Below are 1052 nucleotides of genomic sequence, written 5' to 3'. Positions count from 1 at the left end.
GTCAACCGAGGCAAAATCACCTCGATCAACAGCAAACTCTCAACTTCACAATCCGCGAAACAAATCCCGACTACGCGCAACCCACGTCACAAGCGCCCATATCGCGAAGCGATTTAGTGCCTGAACAGCATGTCGGTCGAATTTTACTGGCCGCAAAAGTCCGGTTCCCGTACTTTTTTTCTGTATTTCGCAGGGGCGGCACACTCCCCGCTATCCCGAACCGCGCAGCGCTTTCCAGATCGGTGTCAGCCGCCGGCGGATGGTGCGTTCGTCAGGCACCTCGCCACTCTCCGACGTCTGAACGAACCAGTCCTGCACTTCGCCGACCCATTCCGCCTGAGTTTCCGGCACACCATAGTCGTGCACACGCTGAATGAGCGTGATGTACATGCTGTCCCAATCATACTTCGCGGCAGATCCGATCTGCGGCGCTGGGCGTCGCAGCAGATCACAGTCCGTCTCGAACCTTCGAACCTCATCAGCCATTATCAGCAGGTCTTCGAGGGAGACTTCAATACGTTCTTCAGGATCAGTGATCAGAACCCATTCCTCCTCCCCCAGCGGACGAACCCGCTTCAGGGGGCGGCTTGTTGGCCCGGTACCGCAACGCCGGAACATCTGCAGAATGTCGGTGACAGAGACGGCGACAAAACCAGCGACCATCCGAGAGCCCTGAATGACCGGTTCAAGTGCGGTAACGATCTCGAACCGCCCGACAGAGGCCCAGCCGGCAATGTCGGCGAGCGAGCAATCCCACCGGATCGATGCTTCGTGAAGTGTGTAGTAGACGCGTGGTGGTACCACTGCGCAATATCGACTGGGTCGTCTATGCTAAGGAACCCTTCGCCGGGCCCAAAGCGGTACTGGCCTACTTATCACGCTACACCCATCCCACTGCCCGGCAGTGGTTTGTTTACAAACCATGAGAGGGGCATCGCGATATCCAACAGTCGCCTGATCCGGTTCGATACGGGCAGCGTGACCTTCAAGGTCAAGAACTACCGCGTCAATGGCGCGGGCCGACACACAACCATGACCCTGAAGATCAACGA

The 1052-nt window shown here is 57.5% G+C and carries 1 protein-coding gene and 1 pseudogene; one reads left to right on the top strand and one right to left on the bottom strand.

Annotated elements, in window-relative coordinates:
- Positions 1-210: 210 nt before the first annotated feature.
- A complete protein-coding gene (locus QO231_RS26075; RefSeq protein WP_316783219.1) occupies positions 211-804 on the bottom strand; it encodes a hypothetical protein in 594 nt (197 codons plus the stop codon).
- On the opposite strand from QO231_RS26075, the pseudogene QO231_RS26070 reads away from it, so the two are divergent.
- Positions 777-1052, top strand: a pseudogene (locus QO231_RS26070) (transposase); the annotation flags it as partial. The gene QO231_RS26075 and the pseudogene QO231_RS26070 sit on opposite strands and share 28 nt — an antisense overlap.

The organism is Sedimentitalea todarodis, from assembly GCF_032595355.1.
In the GTDB taxonomy this organism is placed as follows: domain Bacteria; phylum Pseudomonadota; class Alphaproteobacteria; order Rhodobacterales; family Rhodobacteraceae; genus Sedimentitalea; species Sedimentitalea todarodis.
This window is presented reverse-complemented; position numbering and strand designations above follow the sequence as displayed.